Here is a 14850-nt window from a genome sequence, read left to right on the forward strand (position 1 = left end):
CACCTGGCTCCTGTGTTCTCTGCTGAAGCTGAAAAATTCGCTACCACCGCTGAAGCCGGGTGAGCGGCACCTTTCTCTTAAGGTCAAAAAATGGGAGCCACTGACGCGTTGCTGCGAAAACGGGTGCGTTGGGGTTTTGGCGTCCTGTAGACCAAAACCGATGTTAATGACGAAGACCTGAGCTTATGTGTTAGCGTTTTCCTGCTGCCGGGGGGGTGTCGCCGTTGCGGCTTTTGACCTGCTGCTGGCGTAAATGAAGAACAGCGCGATACCCAGGCAGACAATGGCACCGATTCGGCTCAGCGAGAATGGAATCGACGCATTGCCCAGCCAGCCGAAGTTATCGATCAGCATGCTCATGGTTAACTGGCCAAAAATGACGGCGACCGTAGCCACTGCTGCGCCAATACGCTGGACGGCCAGTACCATAATGACGATATACGGTACGCCAAACATTGCGCCCAGCAGTTGCCATTTAGGCACATCCATCAGCGTCAGGGTGTGTTTGGGTTCGAAGAAGAAGATCAGCAATCCCGTCACCAGCGCGCCGACAGAAAATGTCAGGAACGCGCTTTTGAATACGCCGACCTTGCTGCCCAGCTGGCCATTGATAGCCGCCTGGATACTCAGCATGGCGCCACCGGCGACGGCGAGAAGAATCATGATAATTGTCATAACGTTACTTTACCCCCGGGGCAACCATAACCAGCGCTGCAATGATAAAAATCAGCGCAATGATACGCATACTGTCAATTTTCCGGCGCGACGTACCGAGCAGGCCGAAGTGATCAATCATCAGGCTCTTGAACACCTGGCCTGCCAGAATGCCGATCATCGTCATGGTGATGCCGATTGCCGGCGTTACCACGGTGAGGATGATGACGTAGATCGGCCCAAGCACGCCGCCAAGCAGCTGCCACGCTGGTTGCGCAAAGAATGACGGGCTGTTGCGCGGGCTGAAAAAAAGCATCAGCAGAAAGGTCAGCGCCGCACCCACGCCGAATATGCTGAAGGTAGCCCAGAGGTCACCGACCTCCCCACCCAGTGGCCCGAGCAATCCTGCCTCTATGGACAGTCCCATGCCTCCGGCAATGACGATAAAAATCAATATGAGTTGCATAGCAATCAGTCTCCTGTAGTTCAGGCGGAGAAGATTACGACTTAACATGGATGAAAAAAATGCCATAATGAGATAAACACTTGTGCAGGATATGCATTAATGAATGAGCTTGGGATCATCAGTATTCGCGCCCTGCTGATTTTTATTGACGTTTATGAGACGCAGAATTTCTCTGTGGTAGCTCGGCGGGAAGGGATATCTGCCTCAGGTTTCGCGCGTCATCCATCAGATGGAGGATGTGCTCGGGCAGCAGCTTTTTTACCGCAATACCCGGGCGATAATTCCGACGGAAAGCGGCCATCTTTTTATCCGCTATGCGCGAGCCATGACTGGCAGCATGGAGGAGGCGCGGCGGGAACTCAACGAGAGAACGCTTGAGCCTTCCGGAATGGTGCGCATAAACGCACCGGTGTTCTTCGGACAGCGCCATGTCGCCCCCGCGTTACCCGGCCTGACGGCGCGATATCCGAAGCTCAGCATTGAGCTTACCCTGACTGATGATTACATCGATCCGCACCGCGAGCCGGCTGACGTAATTTTCCGCATTGGCGTGCTGACGGATTCCGCATTTCATGCGCGCGTGTTTGGCCAGCAGTTCTATCATCTTGCCGCGTCACCGGATTACATCCGCCGGCACGGCATGTTGGGATCACCCGAAGAGCTGGCGCGGCATAAATGCCTGGTCTATCGCGGTTCGTCAGGACCAAACCAATGGCTGCTGCGCAGGCACGGAGAGGAATGGGTGCACTACCCCGTCTCGCCCCTGATGTCATCGAATAATGCTGAAACTCTGCTGATTGCCGCACTCGGGGGGATGGGGATTGTGCTGTTTCCTGACTGGCTGATTGGAGACCGGCTGAAGCGCGGCGAGCTTGTCGAACTGCTGCCGGAGCTGGATAAGTCCATAAAAACGGAGCCACAGCATATCGCGGCAATCTATCCGAATGCCCGCCACCCTCCTCTGAACGTTCGGGCGATTATCGATTACTACCTGGACGCGTTCGGTTCACCGCTTTACTGGCAGTCTGAATAAGACAGGCGATGTTATTGCTCGTCCTGAAGTTAATTTCCGTTTCTGGCACAGAGCCAACGAGTTAAATGCCCTTGAGGTCCGTTTTGAGCGAAGAACGGACCACACTATCTAAAGAAAGATATCGCTGATAATGTTGGGACCGCTCAGGTTAAAAAAGGTATAACTTTCTTTTCATTGACGATAACGAAGGAATTTTCATGGTTGAAGTTGAGGAAATAAAAAGGAAATATCCAGGCGCAGGGGCCTGGCAAATGGGTGACAGTCCGGAACTGGCAAGCGAGCTTGCGGAGCTGATTAAAAAAGGGATCAAAACGGCTTCTTGCGGATCTTTTGCCTCTTATCAGCAGGAAGAGTCTGCTCCGAGGATTGGGGATTATAACATTATTCTTGATGGCCAGAATGTTCCAGTTTGCGTGATCAGACTGGTTTCGATGCAGCTGGTGCGTTTTTGTGATGTGACTGAAGCGTTCGCCCGCAAAGAGGGTGAAGGCGATTTAAGCCTTGAATACTGGCAGCAAGAGCATCAGCGTTTTTTCATTCGTGAAGGTCATTTTTCTGAGGATATGGAGTTGATCGCAGAAGAGTTTGAAGTGGTTGAGGTGCTGTGAGACAAGGTTAACGGGCTGACGTTTTATCAACAATATTCGATGCTGGCGCGAAGCGGAAAAGCTATCGAGCAAAAGGTCTGCAGTGAGCGAAATGCGAAGTTGGCAATCGCTCTCATTGCTGTGACAGTCGCATCCGTGGCAGGAAAGTAGGCATTGTCACTCAATCTATCCTGGGTACAGGTTCACCAATATAAGTGTGCGTGCAGCAACGGCAAGTCACCTTAACGTCATTTCTCGTAATTGAAGGGTTTACCTGTTGCAGAATTCCCTTCTCATCAACATACAGGCCCGGGTAAAAACTGCTTTCGCCTATGCAGACGAAGTCAATACGCATAGCGCGATCTCGTGCATCCTTTCTTTTGTGGGTCAGTAGCCCTTTTCGGACCTGAATTCAATAACGTGTGGCTGTATAAAAAACGGCCATGCTTAAAGGCTGTCTCATTCTGCTCATATAATGGCAGCCTAGTTGAACCGCCCTCCCACAACCATCACTAAATACTGGGATAAATATCATTCTCTTCCCCAAGGATTTTACGGTGATTCTGTTCCTCGCAGATGGCTCCCCGTGCAACATATCCGAACGGCTGCGATGAGCAAACAGCGGATATGGTTTCCCGGTTTAAGGCACAAAATCGCGCGGCGTTGAATCAAGAATGGAACGAAAAGCAGCGGTAAATGCCGCCGGGCATGAGAAACCAAGCTGGTAAGCGACCTGTTTGATTGGAACGCCGTTCGCGAGAAGATCCAACGAAGCATAAATTCTGGCTCTCTGCTTCCATGTTCGAAAACTAAAGCCTGTATCCTTCATAAACAATCTGGAAAAGGTCCGTTCCGACATGGCCGACATAAAAGCCAGCTCGCTCAGCGATGCTTCCCAGCGCTGATTGACCAGTAGCGATCTGGCCGCGCTGAATAATCGCTCATCATTCGGCATGGGTAGCGCCATCGTTAAAGGTGGCGCCTCGCTGAGAATTTCCAGAAGCAACAACGCTATCTTCCGTTGAATCGGTCTGGCGTAGTCCTCACTGAACAGCCCTGCGATAAGTTCTTTGACTAACGACGTAGCCGTGATCACATGCACCTGTTGACTCTTCGTAAAGCTCATACATTCTGCGATAAGGCTACTGCTGAAATAGATCGCCCTGAGATCGGTTTGTGAAAGCAGATGGTAACTATGGATATGCAGAGGCGGTAGCCATAATGCCCGCTGAGGAGGGATCACCCAACGGTCACTCTCTGTTTGCACCAGCATCACCCCTCTGGTGGCGAAGAGTAGCTGCCCCTCAACATGATGATGGGGAGGATCGACCTCACCACGTTGATAGCTTATCGCAGTACTGGACCAGCCTGTGGCTTCATCATGTCTTGGCGCTTTATCTATACTACCTGGCATTTCAGATTTAGCCCCTGCATTTATCATATCGAAACTGGAACCACCCGGAATAGCGCCTTAGGCAATGGGTGCGTGACTTATCATTCTGATCGTCAAAGATATTACAGGAGCTTAACCTCATGCGTGTACACTTTATCGTACATGAAAGTTTTGAAGCCCCGGGCGCATATGAAACCTGGGCAATAAACCAGGGTCATGATGTAACTTACTCACGCGTCTATGCAGGCGATCGGCTACCTGCTGACGCCGAAGGCATCGATTTTCTTATCGTGATGGGCGGTCCGCAAGATCCGGACACCACGCTTGAAGCGTGCCCGCACTTTAATGCTAAAGCGGAACAGGCGCTGATTGCTTGCGCGGTTAAAACCGGTAAGGCGGTGATCGGTATCTGCCTGGGTTCACAGCTGATTGGTGAAGCGCTGGGCGCGCCGTTCTCTCATAGCCCGGAAAAAGAGATTGGTAAATTCCCGATCACATTGACCGAAGACGGCAGGAAGGATGAGATGTTCTCTCACTTTGGGAAAACACTGGCAGTGGGTCACTGGCATAACGACATGCCAGGTTTGACGCCGGAGGCTAAAATTATTGCTTACAGCGAAGGCTGTCCGCGGCAGATCGTTGCCTATTCAGACCGCGTCTTTGGTTTCCAGTGCCACATGGAGCTCACATTGGACGTTGTAGAACTGCTCATCGCCCATTCTGAGAAAGACCTGAGCCGTGCAGAAGACTACCGTTTCGTTGACACGCCTGAAGCGCTCCGGGCCCACGATTACAGGGAAATGAATCAAGCGCTTTTTGGCTTTCTGGATAAGCTGGAAGCACGTTACAACGCCGCTGAAGCATAATGTCATGCCCGGTGAGCTTGCCATCGGGTTGAGATTGACATGTCCGCTCCTTGCACAGAGCGGACGAACCAACTGAGGTTACGTTTCAGTCTGAACGAGAAGCGGACAGCGGGTTTACCGGTTGTGTATACCTTAACGGGCGGATGTCGATACTATGCCGGCCCCGCTAAACATCATGCGGATGACAACGCCTGTACACCGCTCCTGCCATTGGATAACGCCCGGGTGTTTAGGACCGTTTCCAAACATTCCTGATGCCATCGCGACTAACCATTCCAGCCCGCTTTTGAATACTCCCCAGAACAGGCAATTGCAACCAGACAGGACCCGCGACGGGTACGACAAACTGAGGAAGAATAGCAAACATGAACAGCAGGAATTTGGGGTAAGTCAGACTGTTCAATCCAGGTGACGTAAATGTGTCGCGATCCCCCATCTAAGGGCGGTACACCTTCCATTAACCAGCTCGAAAACGGAGTAACTCGCGTTGGGTTGCGCATACCTGTGAAAATCATCCACAGATCCGCTTGTTAGTATCGCAAGCACGCCCTGAATGACCTGCCCGTGAGACACAAGACATATTGTTCGATGATGATGTTTTTTTTCCAGATTGGATAAAAAATGCATAATTCGCTGCGAAGCATGTGAGAGAGACTCCCCCCCTGGCGGACAATACTCTGCATCAAGGTTGAATAATGCTTCTGCGGCGTCTGGATTATTCTGCAGGAGCTCTACGCTTGTCATGCCCTCAAACTGACCAAAAGCCTGTTCTTTCAGAGCTGGTTCAGCTATCAGTGAACAATAAAAACTCTCCGCCAGGCGCTGTCCCATTTGCCAGGCCCGGCCAAGCGGAGAAGCGTAAACACATTCTGCCCGGTAATTACTCGCTGCAATCGCCGCCAGTAAGGCTGATGTTTGACGCTCCCCCCGAAGCGTCAATGCGCTATCATTGTGTCCCTGAATACTCCCTTTTAAATTCCATTCTGTTTCTGCGTGTCGAACAAGTATCACTTGCATCATTGAAAGGTCACGTATGCTGTTGTTTGAAATGTTACAAACTAAAAACAGCCCGTTTATATGCAGGCAAGTTCTTAGCTCTCGGCGAAAAACAGGAACACGTGTCGCTGACAAGGGTTATATTCAGTCGCCCCTGCCCGGGACCGCTATCTCAGTAAAACCTGAATCAGCTGTACGAAGATATACACACCCGCTACCACCTGTATGATCCGAAAACCCCATCTGAAATAACGCCATTGATGGCGTTCGCTGGCATCAGCGGCTTCAATCGCGGGATCATAACGTTTTCTTTTCCTGGTTCTGAATGTATCGAATCCCCACAGGATGAGAAGAAAGATGATGATGACTTTTTCAACGATAAGATGGTTCACAAAGAGAGACTCCGGTCTTCTCACGGTTACAGGCAGAATAGAGAAACCGGCTGGAGGCAGCCACCACTAAATGTAGGGGTACCTGAAGACGCAAGCCAGGCATTCCAGGATTGTCTGTCTTATGACTATGTTAACGCATAGCAACGCCATAAACGCGACATTCATTTCCGCCCCATGCTGCCGGAGTCCCCTTCCCCGAAGCATCAGGCTGGGTGATAAACCGATGGCGGCTGCCCGGTCACGCGGCGGAACATGGTGGCGAAAGAGGACGCATTGTCGTATCCAAGAGATAATGCCACTTCGTTCACCGGTTTCCCTGCTATCAACCATGCCATGGCGCTCACCACACAGGCTCGCTGTCGCCAGGCGGAAAATGACAGGCCCAGCTGCTTCAGGAAATGGCGACGAAAGGTACTAGGACTCATAAACAGCGCTCTGGCCCAGCGCGCCGCAGGATCATGGATAGAGGGGTTAAGCAAGAAAGCCTGACAAAGCGCCAGCAGCGCCGGATGCTGCGGCAACGGAATGTCAAATTCGCGGACCGGCATGGCGGCCAGTTCCAGCAACATCAACTGTGTCAGCATGCGATCGCGTGGGCTGTCGTACAACGGTGGTAAATCCACAGCCTCAAGCAGTAGCTGGCGCAACAGCGGCGAGACGCTGATCACTTCGCAACGACGGTGTTTAATGAAAGCGGTCACATAATCTGGCTCAATATATAAGCTACGCGTGGTCACCCCCACAAATCTGACGGCGTGCACAGTTTCAGGAGGGATCCAGACAGCATGTTGCGGAGGAACTACCCATTCTCCGTCCTGAGTGGTGACATACATCAGTCCGGTCGCGCCATACAGCAGCTGTGCGCGACGATGCTGGTGCGGTGGCAGGATAAACCCTTGCGCATAGTCATTACCTAACGCCACCACTTCGCGATCGAGTCGATCGACTTCGTCAATTTTTACGTTGCGCACACCTGCCTCCCTTTGACCGATTTACAAAGGTAATTGAGCGCTACACAAATGGGAAGCCGTACGCGACCGGTATAAGCTGCTCGCTCATTTTCAGGTCGGGGATACTCTCTTGAATGAGATCGTTATTATTGCGCTGGCTGGCTTTACGACCGGCATTACCACAGTCCTGTTCGGCTTCGGGGGCGGCTTTGTGGTGGTGCCATTTGTCTATCAACTGATGCTTCGGCAGCCGGAACTCACGGGAAACGCCATGCATGTCGCGGTGGCTACCTCAACGGCGGTGATGATATTTAACGCCGGCTGGGTCAGCTATCGAAACTGGCGGGCTGGCAAGCTTGCCGCGCAGACGCTGTTCCCGTTGTTATGGTTTATTGCCATTGGGGCGGTGGTCGGCTCATGTCTGGCAGGGATATTGAGCGAGAAGATCGTTCGCGCGCTGTTTATTCTCTATATGCTGGCAACCATCAGCGATTGTTTGTTGCGCAAAGGTTTTTTCACGGGCAGCGCTCGGCGTCGCCTGTCCCTGCCAGTGGTCACTGGCGGCGGTATGGTTATCGGCATGATTGCCGCATTGCTGGGCGTGGGTGGCAGCGTCATGACGGTGCCCCTGCTACGGCGACACGGGTATGCGATGCAGGAGTGCGTTAGCGCATCCAACCCGCTTTCTTTGCCCGTGGCGCTATGCGGGGCTGTGACCTATGCCGTCATTGGCTGGCACAGCATTCCGCTGAACGGATTTCTTGGGTTTATCAGCCTGAAAATTTTGGTCCTGCTCGTCCTGACCGGCTGGGCCGGGATAATGTTTAGCCGCCGGGCTATCCCTGCAGTACCAGATGTATGGTATGCACGCATCTATGTGCTGCTGTTGTGCCTGGTACTCCTCGCCATGCTTATTCAATAATCAAAATACATCCTGGTGAACCGGTTCAACAGACGCGTTCGGGCGATGCCCTCTCCCTGGGGAGAGGGCCTGGTGAGTGGCAGCAAGCTACCCGCGATACGGATGGACCTCGCGCCAGTGGTCGGCGATCTGCTGCCGGGTGCAGACCCATACCTTGTCGTGCTGCTGGATATAGTCAAGGAAACGCTGCAGCGCGCGGAAACGGCCAGGACGTCCCAGCAACCGGCAGTGCATCCCCACGGACATCATCTTCGGCGCGGTTTCCCCCTCGGCGTACAGCACGTCAAAGCTGTCTTTCAGGTAGGTATAAAACTGCTCCGCGGTGTTGAACCCCTGGGCGGTGGCAAAGCGCATGTCGTTGGCGTCGAGGGTGTAAGGCACGATCAGGTGCGGTCGGCGGCTGCCGTCGCTGCAGGCCACTTCGCTCCAGAAAGGTAAATCATCGCCGTAATAATCGCTGTCGTAGTCAAAGCCGCCGTGCTCCACCACCAGCTGGCGGGTGTTGGGGCTATCGCGGCCGGTATACCAGCCGGTGGGCGGCTTGCCGAACAGATCGGTCAGCACCTGCACCGCTTTGTGCAGATGCTCGCGCTCCTCGGCGATATCCATGTGCTGATAGTGGATCCAGCGCCAGCCGTGGCTGACCACATCGTAATCCGCGGCCTTGATTGCCGCCACAATCTCCGGATGCCGCGCCAGCGCCATCGCCACGCCGAAGACCGTCAGCGGCAGCCCGCGCTGGCTAAACTCGCGATGGATGCGCCAGAACCCGGCCCGACTGCCGTATTCATAGAGCGAGTCCATCGACATATGGCGCGCCGGATAGCTGGCGGCGCCGATAATATCGGACAGGAACTGTTCCGAACCCGCATCGCCATGCAGGACGTGGTTCTCAGCGCCTTCCTCATAGTTAAGGACGAACTGCACCGCGATCCGCGCCCCGCCCGGCCAGCGCGCGTGCGGCGGCTGCCCTGCATAACCTCGCAGATCGCGAGGATAGTGTTCCTGGTTCTCAACCATCACCTGCCCCTTTTAAAATGGATTTAACGACTGAAACTGTCCGCTTAACGCTTTTTTCTCCGGGAACGCTAAGTCCCCGTGCTTGCTGGTCGCCAGCCCCAGCGCGACCAGCGACTCGACCATCTTCACCGCCGCGCTGACGCCATCGATCACCGGCACCCGCAGCTCGCGGGTCAGCTCCTGCGCCAGCGTCGCCATCCCGCCGCAGCCAAGGACAATCGCCCCGCTGCCGTCCTCTTTCAGCGCGCGGATGCAGCGCTCACGCACTTTCTCCTGCGCCAGGCCGCTGCCGTCTTCCAGCGCCAGCACCGGTAAATCAATGGCGTGCAGCGCCGCGCAGTGTTGATGAAATCCGTACTGGTGCAGCAAATGGCGGGCGATGATCAGCGTGCGCGGCAGCGTGGTCACAATGGAGAACCGGGTGGCGACCATCGTCGCCATATGCATCGCCGCTTCCGCAATGCCGATCACCGGCCCCTGAGCCAGCTCGCGCGCCGCCAGCAGCCCCGGGTCGCCGAAGCAGGCGATCACATGCCCATCCACCCCCTGCTCGCGTCCGGCCCTGATCTGCTCCAGCACGCCGACCGCCGCGATGGCTTCGTCAAAGTGGCCCTCTATTGACGGCACGCCGGCGCGGGGACAGACCGCAAGGATCTCGGTGCCCGGCGCGGCGACCGCACGCGCGGCGGCGCCTATCGTTTCGGTCATCGCCAGGCTGGTGTTGGGGTTGATCACTTGTATACAAACGGAAGACATCACGACTCCTTGTGGCCGGCGAACAGCCGGGAAAAATCGGGCAGACTGACGCCATCGCGCTCGAAGCACAGGCTGGCGACAATATGATCAAAATGGTGCATCAACGCCTCGCTAAGCGGCTGCAGGGCTTTATCCCGCAGCAAACCGACCAGCTGCTGGTGATCGTCGCAACGGCAGCCCTGGCGCCAGGGTGCGCCCCAGGCGGCAATCACTAACGAGGAGCGCTGGCTGAGGCGGGTCACCATCTCGGTGAGTACCGGGTTGCCGGAGATAGCCTGCAGCTGAATATGAAAGTCAGCGGAGTGGCGGATCGCCGCCGGGCCGTCGTGCGCCTCATGGGCCTGCTGTTCACGCTGGATAATGTTCTCCAGCGCCGCCAAATGCGGCGGCTGACAGCGCGCGATCACATCGGGCAGATTAGCGACCTCAAGCAGCGCCCGGGTGCGAAAGATCGCCTGGGACTCTTCCACGCTCGGGCTGGTGACGTGTGCACCACGTTTGGGCGTTAACGTGACCAGTTGCACAGCGGCGAGTCGTTGCAGCACCTTTCTGATGCCGGTGCGGCTCACGGCGAACACTTCCGCCAGCGCCTCTTCCGGCAGTTTACTGCCCGGCGGCAGCTGATGTTCGACGATAGCCGTCATCAGCGCCTGGTAAATGCTTTCGTCCTTATCCTGCAGCGCTGGCGCGGCCTGGAGACGATGTTCATTATTCATTAACCCACTCCGGTTTCACTTATCGATAGCAGATCGTATACATAAATATTATTTTTTGTATACAAGATTCATCATTCTGGCCTGGATCCTGCAATAGCCTCAGCAATCCATATCAAAGGGTTTTCATTCAGAGGAGCAGGTTTCATGCCACATTCATCCCACACGCAGCAGACGAAGACTCACGAGGCGGCCGCCGGCTACAGTCCGCGGCTATGTAATGACGATCTGGCGCCCACCCGCGACCAGAACTGGAGCTGGTACAATATCTTTTCATTCTGGATGTCGGACGTGCACAGCATGGGCGGCTACGTGGTGGCGGCAAGCTTCTTTACGCTTGGGCTGGCCAGCTGGCAGGTTCTGCTCTGCCTGCTGGTGGGCATCTGTATTGTGCAGCTGTGCGCTAACCTGGTGGCGAAGCCCAGCCAGATGGCCGGGGTGCCTTACGCGGTGATCTGTCGCCAGGCGTTCGGCGTCTTCGGCGCCAATATCCCGGCGGTGATCCGCGGGCTGATCGCCTTCGCCTGGTACGGTATTCAGACCTATCTGGCGGCAAACGCCCTGATGCTGGTCCTGCTCAAGTTCTGGCCCTCCCTTGCCTCGCTGACCGGCAGCAGTTTCCTCGGGCTGTCGACGCTCGGCTGGCTGTGCTTCGCCACCATGTGGCTGCTGCAGGCGATGGTTTTCTGGCACGGCATGAACGCCATCAAGCGTTTTATCGACATCGCCGGTCCGGCGGTCTATGTGGTGATGCTGGCCCTGGCGGGCTGGATTGTATACAAGACCGGTCTCGACGGGATCTCCTTTACCCTCGCCAGCAAATCCCTGAGCGCCGGAGAGCAGACCTGGCAGATGATCACCGCCACGGCCCTGGTCGTCTCCTACTTCTCCGGGCCGCTGCTTAACTTCGGCGACTTTTCCCGCTACGGCAAAAGCATGGGCGAGATCCGCCGCGGCAACCGCTGGGGTCTGCCGTTTAACTTCCTGCTGTTCTCGGTGGTCACCGTGGTGATTGTCTCCGGCACCCAGTCGCTGTTCGGCAAAATGATCACCGACCCGATTGAAACCGTCAGCCGTGTGGGCAACGATCTGGCGGTGGCCATCGGCCTGCTGACCATGATCACCGCCACCATCGGCATCAATATCGTGGCTAACTTTGTCTCGCCGGCCTTCGATTTTTCCAACTGCGCGCCGCAGAAAATCAGCTTCCGCGCCGGCGGGATGATCGCCGCGGTGGGGTCGATACTTCTGACGCCGTGGAACCTGTTTAACTCACCGGAACTGATCCACTATACCCTCGACGTGCTGGGCGCCTTTATTGGCCCGCTGTTTGGCATCCTGATCGCCGACTTCTATTTGATCAAACGCGGCCGGGTGTCGGTAGACGACCTGTTTGACGATACGCCGAAGGGTAAATACTGGTACCGCAACGGCTTTAACCCGAAAGCCATTGCCGCCCTGCTGCCGTCGGTGGGCCTGGGGCTGATTATCAGCTTTATTCCGGCCCTGCACGAAGTGGCGAACTTCAGCTGGTTTATCGGCGTCTTCCTCGGCGCGACCACCTACCGCTGGCTGGCTCGCGACGAGCGTGAAGTAGAGGCGAAAGCCACCTTCCGCTCCGGCGCGGTGGCGCAAAAAGAGTAACCTTCCCCTTCTGCCGCGGCGACTGGCCGCGGCAGGCTGCAAACTGGCACCAATCTTGCTGTTTATCACTATTCCCTGAGCGTTAAGAGAAGGCAGGTTCGATGATGGATTACCAGACCGCGGTGCGCGGTGCATTTTTTGATATCGCCGGCGTGGCGGAGACGCCGGATGAGGTAGCCGCCCAGGCCCGCTATCTCAATGATGGCCTGTTGTTCTTGCAGGACGGGAAAATTGTTACGCTGCTGCCATGGCAGGAGGGTGAAGCCTTTCTGCATCCGCTGAAGGGCTATGTTGACCTGCGGGGTAAGCTGCTGTTGCCGGGGTTCGTCGATGCCCATGTCCACTATCCGCAGACTGAGATGATCGGCGCCTTTGGCGAACAGCTGCTGGAGTGGCTTACCACTTACACCTTCCCGGTGGAGAGCCAGTTTGCCGACGCGGAGTATGCCCAGGAGATAGCGCATTTTTTTGTCAATCAGCTGATTAGCCATGGCACCACCACCGCGCTGGTGTTTTGTACCCTGCATCCGGCCTCGGTGGAGGCGTTGTTCAGCGAAGCGCTGCGCCTCAATATGCGCCTGATCGCCGGTAAAGTGATGATGGATCGCCATGTGCCCGACTATCTGTGCGAAACCGCCGGGGAAAGCTACGAGCAGACCCGGGCGCTGATCCGCCGCTGGCATCAGCGCGGCAGGCTGGGGTATGCCATTACCCCGCGCTTTGCCCCCACCTCGACGCCGGCATTGCTGGAGGCGGTGCAGCGTCTGCGGGCCGAGTTTCCCGATACCTGGCTGCAGACGCATCTCAGTGAAAACCGGGAGGAGATCGCCTGGGTTAAACAGCTGTGGCCGGAGCATGCACGCTATCTGGATGTCTATCATCATTACCAGCTCACCGGCGAACGCAGCGTATTTGCTCACGGGATCCATCTTGATGATGCCGAGTGGCAGTGCCTGCATGACACCGGGTCCGCCGTTGCCTTCTGTCCGACCTCGAATCTGTTCCTCGGCAGCGGGCTGTTCCGCCTGCCCGCCTGCTGGCAGCACCGGGTGCGGATGGGCATCGGCAGCGACGTCGGGGCCGGGACCACCTTCAGCATGCTGCGAACGCTGGGTGAGGCCTACAAGGTAGGACAACTACAGAGCTATCGCCTGCGCGCCAGCGAGGCTTTCTATCACGCCACTCTCGGCGGGGCGCGCGCCCTGCGGCTGGAAGAGAAGATTGGCAATTTTCAGCCGGGCAAAGAGGCCGACTTTGTGGTCATTGACCCGGCGGTCACTCCGCTGCAGCGTCTGCGGATGGGCCGCTGCCATGATATTTATGAGCAGCTGTTCGTACTGATGACCCTGGGCGATGAGCGCAATATCAGCGAGACGTGGGTGAACGGCGAGCGGGTGTGGTGTCAGGATTGATCCTCGCCCTGGCCCTCTTCAAAAGGGAGAAGGCGCTGGCTGGGTTAGCGGCATTCAAAAACTCATCGCCAGGCCGAGGCCATAGCCCGTGGTGTTATTGCCGAACATATAGCGCGCCACCAGCCGGGTGCGGGTGATAAAGACCGGGTATTTACTGCTGTCCAGTTCGAGACCAACCCCCAGGGAGGTCAAACCGGTAAAACCCAGCGCCCCTCGCTGGTCGCCGATAAATTCAGTATGCGCGCCCTCCAGCACGTAGCGCAACGGGTTGCCCAGCAGCGTCCAGTCAGCGATCGGCGCGCGGCGGCGCAGATACAGGCCGAGGTTCTCCGCGCTGGCTTCGCCCTGCACCACCTCGGCGCTGCTGCCGAAACTTTGCAGACGCATATAGGAGTAACGCAGTTCGGCATCAATATCCTGGGTGGCGGAGAAGCGTTCATAATCCAGCATCAGCGCCCCGCCCAGCCCCCAGGCGTTGAAGCGTCCGCCATCAAGAAACTGCAGATCGGCGTTGGTTTTTCGCTCTATGACCCAGCGGCCAAGGCGTACATCGCTGGCCAGGGTGCCGAGCATCACATTGACGATCGGCCGCAGCACCAGGTTACCTCCGAGACTGTCCCGGTGCAGCGAAAAATCCCAGCCGACGCCGCCGGTGGTGGTCAGACTGTTCCATTTGGTCGGCACATTCCGCGTCTGTTGGCCATTGCTGACGACGAATCGCGGGTCGTAACGGCTGTAGCCCATTGTGCCTTCGAGGTAAAGAGGAAACGACTCGCTCAGGGTGGCCCCGCCGCCAAACTGGGTGATGGTCAGGTTGTGTTTATCGTTGCTCCCGGAACCGATGTTGAGATCGCTGGCGGTCACGTCGGGAACCACGGTATAACTCATCAAGGTCAATACCGCATCGGCACGTTGTTTAATCGCGTGCCCGTCCGCCGCCAGCGTCGTCGGCGCAGAAAGAGAGACTACCGACAGCAGAACGAGAAGACGCACCATACGTTGTTTGCCACCTCAAACACAGGCTAATCTTATTACCACCCGTTACA

General features: G+C 56.1%; 14 protein-coding genes and 3 pseudogenes. 6 read left to right on the forward strand and 11 right to left on the reverse strand.

The annotated features are described in order from the left end of the window. Positions 1-183: 183 nt before the first annotated feature. Entirely contained in the window at positions 184-675 is a 492-nt protein-coding gene (locus tag ACOI7Z_RS04200) for a DMT family transporter (RefSeq protein ID WP_032452927.1), read from the reverse strand. Positions 676-679: 4 nt separating this feature from the next. Further along, positions 680-1120 (reverse strand): DMT family transporter, encoded by a 441-nt coding sequence (locus ACOI7Z_RS04205; protein WP_087848810.1) that lies wholly within the window; start codon positions 1118-1120, stop codon positions 680-682. A 99-nt stretch (positions 1121-1219) separates the two neighbouring features. On the opposite strand from ACOI7Z_RS04205, the pseudogene ACOI7Z_RS04210 reads away from it, so the two are divergent. Next, a pseudogene (locus ACOI7Z_RS04210) lies at positions 1220-2153 on the forward strand (LysR substrate-binding domain-containing protein). A gap of 251 nt (positions 2154-2404) precedes the next feature. Then, a complete protein-coding gene (locus ACOI7Z_RS04215; protein WP_074442678.1) occupies positions 2405-2761 on the forward strand; it encodes an ASCH domain-containing protein in 357 nt (118 codons plus the stop codon). Positions 2762-3380: 619 nt separating this feature from the next. Here ACOI7Z_RS04215 and ACOI7Z_RS04220 read toward each other — a convergent pair. Next, positions 3381-4181: an AraC family transcriptional regulator gene (locus tag ACOI7Z_RS04220; protein WP_170927817.1), complete on the reverse strand. Its 801-nt coding sequence runs from the start codon at positions 4179-4181 to the stop codon at positions 3381-3383. A gap of 92 nt (positions 4182-4273) precedes the next feature. Between ACOI7Z_RS04220 and ACOI7Z_RS04225 the strand changes: the two genes are divergently transcribed. Continuing rightward, positions 4274-4999: a type 1 glutamine amidotransferase gene (locus tag ACOI7Z_RS04225; protein WP_087848808.1), complete on the forward strand. Its 726-nt coding sequence runs from the start codon at positions 4274-4276 to the stop codon at positions 4997-4999. 132 nt (positions 5000-5131) lie between these two features. On the opposite strand, the pseudogene ACOI7Z_RS04230 reads toward ACOI7Z_RS04225, so the two are convergent. The 4 genes and pseudogenes from ACOI7Z_RS04230 to ACOI7Z_RS04245 all read right to left on the reverse strand — a co-directional run. Then, positions 5132-5405: pseudogene (locus ACOI7Z_RS04230) on the reverse strand (LysE family translocator); the annotation flags it as partial. Further along, positions 5399-6019 (reverse strand): histidine phosphatase family protein, encoded by a 621-nt coding sequence (locus tag ACOI7Z_RS04235; protein ID WP_087848807.1) that lies wholly within the window; start codon positions 6017-6019, stop codon positions 5399-5401. The gene ACOI7Z_RS04235 and the pseudogene ACOI7Z_RS04230, both read right to left, overlap by 7 nt. A gap of 143 nt (positions 6020-6162) precedes the next feature. Beyond that, on the reverse strand, positions 6163-6387 hold the full coding sequence (locus tag ACOI7Z_RS04240; protein ID WP_087848806.1) for a hypothetical protein: 225 nt from the start codon (positions 6385-6387) through the stop codon (positions 6163-6165). 203 nt (positions 6388-6590) lie between these two features. Next, positions 6591-7358, reverse strand: a complete 768-nt coding sequence (locus ACOI7Z_RS04245) for an AraC family transcriptional regulator (protein WP_087848805.1) — start codon at positions 7356-7358, stop codon at positions 6591-6593. Positions 7359-7467: 109 nt separating this feature from the next. Here ACOI7Z_RS04245 and ACOI7Z_RS04250 point away from each other — a divergent pair, with 109 nt between their 5' ends. Continuing rightward, positions 7468-8259 carry a sulfite exporter TauE/SafE family protein gene (locus tag ACOI7Z_RS04250; protein WP_032452938.1) on the forward strand — a complete coding sequence of 264 codons (792 nt, stop codon included), beginning with the start codon at positions 7468-7470 and terminating at the stop codon, positions 8257-8259. A gap of 87 nt (positions 8260-8346) precedes the next feature. On the opposite strand, the gene puuE is transcribed toward ACOI7Z_RS04250, so the two are convergent. From puuE to ACOI7Z_RS04265, 3 genes and pseudogenes are all read right to left on the reverse strand, one after another. Continuing rightward, positions 8347-9246, reverse strand: coding sequence for an allantoinase PuuE (gene puuE, locus ACOI7Z_RS04255; RefSeq protein ID WP_223171644.1), 900 nt, complete (start codon positions 9244-9246; stop codon positions 8347-8349). After that, positions 9170-10035: pseudogene (gene hpxA / locus ACOI7Z_RS04260) on the reverse strand (allantoin racemase). The gene puuE and the pseudogene hpxA overlap by 77 nt, the downstream one beginning before the upstream one ends. Further along, positions 10035-10751, reverse strand: coding sequence for a GntR family transcriptional regulator (locus ACOI7Z_RS04265; RefSeq protein ID WP_002905523.1), 717 nt, complete (start codon positions 10749-10751; stop codon positions 10035-10037). The pseudogene hpxA and the gene ACOI7Z_RS04265 overlap by 1 nt, the downstream one beginning before the upstream one ends. Before the next feature lie 144 nt (positions 10752-10895). On the opposite strand from ACOI7Z_RS04265, the gene ACOI7Z_RS04270 reads away from it, so the two are divergent. Both ACOI7Z_RS04270 and guaD read left to right on the forward strand, forming a co-directional pair. Continuing rightward, entirely contained in the window at positions 10896-12392 is a 1497-nt protein-coding gene (locus ACOI7Z_RS04270) for an NCS1 family nucleobase:cation symporter-1 (protein WP_087848804.1), read from the forward strand. A 101-nt stretch (positions 12393-12493) separates the two neighbouring features. Beyond that, positions 12494-13804, forward strand: a complete 1311-nt coding sequence (gene guaD / locus ACOI7Z_RS04275; protein ID WP_087848803.1) for a guanine deaminase — start codon at positions 12494-12496, stop codon at positions 13802-13804. 54 nt (positions 13805-13858) lie between these two features. Here guaD and ACOI7Z_RS04280 read toward each other — a convergent pair whose 3' ends face one another. Continuing rightward, the gene (locus tag ACOI7Z_RS04280; RefSeq protein WP_023289776.1) at positions 13859-14800 is read right to left on the reverse strand and encodes a hypothetical protein; all 942 of its coding nucleotides are present in this window, start codon (positions 14798-14800) and stop codon (positions 13859-13861) included. Positions 14801-14850 lie beyond the last annotated feature (50 nt).

Source organism: Klebsiella sp. C283 (assembly GCF_048822555.1).
GTDB classification, from domain to species: domain Bacteria; phylum Pseudomonadota; class Gammaproteobacteria; order Enterobacterales; family Enterobacteriaceae; genus Klebsiella; species Klebsiella quasipneumoniae.

Coding starts and splice junctions, on each gene's coding strand:
- guaD (WP_087848803.1), top strand. CDS start 12,494: ATGATGGATTACCAGACCGCGGTGCGCGGTGCATTTTTTGATATCGCC.
- ACOI7Z_RS04265 (WP_002905523.1), bottom strand. CDS start 10,751: ATGAATAATGAACATCGTCTCCAGGCCGCGCCAGCGCTGCAGGATAAG.
- ACOI7Z_RS04205 (WP_087848810.1), bottom strand. CDS start 1,120: ATGCAACTCATATTGATTTTTATCGTCATTGCCGGAGGCATGGGACTG.
- ACOI7Z_RS04220 (WP_170927817.1), bottom strand. CDS start 4,181: ATGATAAATGCAGGGGCTAAATCTGAAATGCCAGGTAGTATAGATAAA.
- ACOI7Z_RS04200 (WP_032452927.1), bottom strand. CDS start 675: ATGACAATTATCATGATTCTTCTCGCCGTCGCCGGTGGCGCCATGCTG.
- ACOI7Z_RS04280 (WP_023289776.1), bottom strand. CDS start 14,800: ATGGTGCGTCTTCTCGTTCTGCTGTCGGTAGTCTCTCTTTCTGCGCCG.
- ACOI7Z_RS04270 (WP_087848804.1), top strand. CDS start 10,896: ATGCCACATTCATCCCACACGCAGCAGACGAAGACTCACGAGGCGGCC.
- ACOI7Z_RS04225 (WP_087848808.1), top strand. CDS start 4,274: ATGCGTGTACACTTTATCGTACATGAAAGTTTTGAAGCCCCGGGCGCA.
- ACOI7Z_RS04215 (WP_074442678.1), top strand. CDS start 2,405: ATGGGTGACAGTCCGGAACTGGCAAGCGAGCTTGCGGAGCTGATTAAA.
- ACOI7Z_RS04235 (WP_087848807.1), bottom strand. CDS start 6,019: ATGATGCAAGTGATACTTGTTCGACACGCAGAAACAGAATGGAATTTA.